At 47.7% G+C, this 222-nt stretch carries 1 rRNA gene; it reads left to right on the forward strand.

The features are described from left to right. Positions 1-158 precede the first annotated feature (158 nt). A 5S ribosomal RNA gene (gene rrf, locus K0F75_RS25490) occupies positions 159-222 on the forward strand; the annotation flags it as partial.

A 222-nucleotide genomic window follows, 5' to 3' on the forward strand; every position in this document is an offset into this window, starting at 1 on the left:
GCCGATGGTAGTGTGGGGTTTCCCCATGTGAGAGTAGGTCATCGTCAAGATTAAATTCCGAAACCCCTGTTTGCTTACGCAAACAGGGGTTTTGTTTTAATGAGAGTCACCGAAATTAGCTGGCACGTTACCTCTGTAACGGATCGGCATCAGAATTTCTTGACGACCATAGAGCATTGGAACCACCTGATCCCATCCCGAACTCAGCAGTGAAACGATGCA

Source organism: Pseudomonas sp. UMAB-08 (assembly GCF_900095225.1).
Classification (GTDB): domain Bacteria; phylum Pseudomonadota; class Gammaproteobacteria; order Pseudomonadales; family Pseudomonadaceae; genus Aquipseudomonas.